At 74.4% G+C, this 3396-nt stretch carries 4 protein-coding genes; 3 read left to right on the top strand and 1 reads right to left on the bottom strand.

Features of this window, described 5'->3' with window-relative positions; genetic code table 11:
- Positions 1 to 1323: hypothetical protein (locus H5J29_RS26005; protein WP_181783650.1), on the bottom strand; the 1323-nt coding region annotated here is incomplete at its 3' end.
- A 95-nt stretch (positions 1324 to 1418) separates the two neighbouring features.
- Here H5J29_RS26005 and H5J29_RS26000 point away from each other — a divergent pair.
- The 3 genes from H5J29_RS26000 to H5J29_RS25990 all read left to right on the top strand — a co-directional run.
- Positions 1419 to 1703 carry a YggT family protein gene (locus H5J29_RS26000; protein WP_181783649.1) on the top strand — a complete coding sequence of 95 codons (285 nt, stop codon included), beginning with the start codon at positions 1419 to 1421 and terminating at the stop codon, positions 1701 to 1703.
- Positions 1704 to 1722: 19 nt separating this feature from the next.
- Complete coding sequence (locus tag H5J29_RS25995) at positions 1723 to 2685, top strand: RluA family pseudouridine synthase (RefSeq protein WP_181783648.1); 963 nt, start codon at positions 1723 to 1725, stop codon at positions 2683 to 2685.
- 231 nt (positions 2686 to 2916) lie between these two features.
- Positions 2917 to 3396: COG4315 family predicted lipoprotein (locus tag H5J29_RS25990; protein ID WP_446686496.1), on the top strand; the 480-nt coding region annotated here is incomplete at its 3' end.

The following is a 3396-nucleotide window of genomic DNA, read 5'->3' as shown; positions in this document are numbered from 1 at the left end:
GAAGGCCCACAGCGCGGTGAGCAGCACGAGCTCGGCGACCTCGTCCGACCCGCAGGTCGCCAGCAGCTCCGACAGCCGGGTGGGCTCGGTGCGCGCGGGCAGCAGGACCTCCCGCGCGGCCTCGACGACGACCGCGGGATAGCGCTGCACGTCCTCCGCGGAGCCGTCGTCGGCCTCCGCGAGCCCCACCTCCTCGGGCACCGGCTCGACCGTCTCCCGCTGCCGCGGCGGCGCCCAGAGCTGGTCCACCAGGTCGTCGAACCGGACGAGCCGGGGCACGCTGACCCCGAGCGTCCGGTCGGCGAACGCCGTGGTCACGGGCTCGGCCTGCTCGCGGGGGAGGTCGAGGACCGGGCGCAGCACGTCGTCCCCCAGCGCCAGCAGCCGCAGCCGACGCCGCCGCGCCAGCCGCTGCCGGACCTGCGCGGAGAGGAACACCTCGCGGGCGCCGACCAGCCGCCGTTCGAGATCGAGATGGACCTGCCGGACCCGGCTCAGCAGGTCGACGATCCGCCCCGAGGCGGCGCGCACGTCCGCGGACGTCGCTGAGCCTCCGGCGTCGAGCCCGCTCTGCACGTGCTCGAGGAACCGGTCGTCCTCCGCGATCCGCTCCTCGACGTGCCTGCGGGCGACCGCGAGCCGCTCCGGGACGTCGACCAGCCAGTCGTGCGTGCCGACGTCTCGCCGGGTCGCCTCGAGCAGCTCGGACAGGGTCGCGGAGATGCCCACCGAGGTGCGCTCGGCCTGCGCGGCGGTGCGGACGGCGGCGTCGAACCGGCGGTCGTCGAGCTGGCGCTGCAGCACGTGGGCGAGGGCGCGGTCCGCGTCCTCCAGGTCGACGTCCAGCCCGTGCAGGAACAGCGTGATCGCCTGGTCCGACGCCGTGAGCACCGGCCCGTACTCCGCCTCGCGCAGCGACAGCAGCCGGAAGCTGTAGGGCTCGCGGACGACCTGCTCGCCGGAGAGGTCCGCGAACCAGTAGGTGAAGCGACGGTGCTCGTGCGCCTCGTTGAGCAGGCCCTTCAGCACCACCTGCGCGACGTCTCGCGCCCGGCCCGCCCGCTCCGGGCGCATCCGCGCGGCGAGGCCGGTCAGCTCGTCCGCGACCTCGTCGAGGGTCGCCTCCCGGGCGAACCCCATCGACCCGACGACGACGTCCACCGCCGCGAGCGCGAGCTGCCGGAGATCGAACTCCTCGTCCGCCACCCCGGCGTGGGCGGCGTTGCGCACCAGCCGAGAGATCGGGTCGGTGAGGGTCAGCGCGCGCCAGCGGGCCCGCGCGGTGGCGTCCGCCGCGGGCGACACCACCGGGCCTGCCGTCATGCCCACGACTCTAGGAGGGGACACCGACAGGCGGTTCTCAGGCCCCTCACACCTCGGAAAGGGACACTCGGGGAGGAAACCGAAAGGAGTCCACCGTGATCGCCTCCCTCCTCGGGCTGCTGCTGGTGCTGTTCCAGCTGGTCCTGCTCGCGCGGGTGGTCGTCGACTGGGTCGGGGTGCTGTCGCCGGGAGGCGGCGGCTCCGCGATGTACCAGGCCCGACGGATCACCCACGGCGTCACCGAACCGGTGATCGCCCCGGTCCGACGCGTCGTGAAGCCGGTCCAGCTCGGCGGGATCAGCCTCGACCTCGCGTTCATCATCGTGTTCGTGGGCGTGCTGATCCTGCGCACGGTGCTGGTGCCGCTGATCCCGTTCTGACCGGCCGTATCCTCACCGGGTGAGGAGGAGGCGGCCCGCACCGCTGCCGCAGCGGCACGGGCTCGACCCGGTGCGGCTGCGCACCCCGGACTCCGGCCCCTGGTCCACGCTGCGCGAGCACCTCGTCGAGCGGTTGCCGCGGGTGGCCCCGGAGCGGGTGGCCGAGATGCTGGCGGAGGGCCGGATCGTCGACGAGTCCGGTCCGCTGACCGTCGACTCCCCGTTCGTCCCCGCCTCGTTCGTCTGGTTCCACCGCGACCTGCCGCAGGAGGTGCCGGTCCCCTTCGAGATCGGGATCGTGCACCGGGACGCGGACCTGCTCGTGGTCGACAAGCCGCACTTCCTCGCCACCATCCCGCGCGGGCGGCACGTGCTGGAGACCGCGCTCGTGCGGCTGCGGCGCGAGCTGGACCTGCCCCTGCTGGCGCCCGCCCACCGGCTGGACCGGGTCACGGCGGGCCTCGTGCTGTTCGTCGTCCGGCCCGAGCTGCGCGGCCGTTACCAGACGCTGTTCCGGGACCGCAGGGTCGAGAAGACCTACGAGGCGGTGGCGGGGTACCGCCCGGACCTGGAGCTGCCGTGCACCGTGCGCAGCCGGATCGTGAAGGAGCGCGGGGTGATCCGCGCCTACGAGGAGCCCGGCGAGCCGAACGCGGAGACCACGGTGGAGCTCCTCGCCCACCATGGGGACCGCGGGTACTACCGGCTGCACCCGCACACCGGGCGGACCCACCAGCTCCGGCTGCACCTCGCCGGGCTGGGGGTGCCGATCCTCCACGACGACTTCTACCCCGAGCTGCACGAGACCCCCCTCGACGACTTCACCGCGCCGCTGCAGCTGCTCGCCCGCCGGTTGGCGTTCACCGACCCGGTCAGCGGCGAGCCCCGGCGGTTCGAGAGCGGGCTGCGGCTCGCCGCGTGGACGGACGCGGTGGGTGACGAGCCGAACGGCGGCGTGTCGCGCTCGCCTCCTCGATTCTGAGGACGCACTGCGGCGTTCGGCCCAGCAACCCGGGGCGACGGCAGCAGTGCCCGACCGCTCGGCGCGCGGGCGACGTCGCGGACCGTGACCGCCTCTCAGTCAGACAACGCGCGGTACCGCCGGGTTCGTAGTGTCCGACCTGCGGTTCCCGTTCCCGGCGTACGCCCCCCGCCGCCGGGGGCGGGACCCGTACACCGCTCCCCGGCGTACAACTCCAAGGACATCCCCACGATGACGCTCCCCCGTCTCCTTCGTGCGGCCGCGCTCACCGGCGCGGCCGCCCTCACCCTGACCCTGTCGGCCTGCAGCTCGACCGGTTTCGTCGACGCCCGTGACGCGCTCCCCGCGGGCGCGGCCGCCTCCACCGGAGGTGCCGCGGGCGCCACCACGGTCCCGACCGGCGGCCTCGGCACCGGCGTGACCGCCGTCGGCACCGTGGTGACCACGGACGGCTTCACCGTCTACCGCTTCGAGAGCGACCAGACCTCCCCCTCCCGGTCGACCTGTGTCGCGGACTGCGCGGCGAAGTGGCCGCCGGTCAAGGGCGACGGCCAGCCCGCCCTGCAGGGCATCCCGTCCGGCCTGGTCGGGACGGTCGGCAGGCCCGACGGCACCCAGCAGCTGACCCTGAACGGCTGGCCGCTCTACCGGTACGCGGGCGACTCCAAGCCCGGCGAGGCCAACGGCGAGGGCGTCGGCGGGTCCTGGGCG

The organism is Pseudonocardia pini (assembly GCF_013870575.1).
Taxonomy (GTDB): Bacteria; Actinomycetota; Actinomycetes; order Mycobacteriales; family Pseudonocardiaceae; genus Pseudonocardia; species Pseudonocardia pini.
This window is presented reverse-complemented; position numbering and strand designations above follow the sequence as displayed.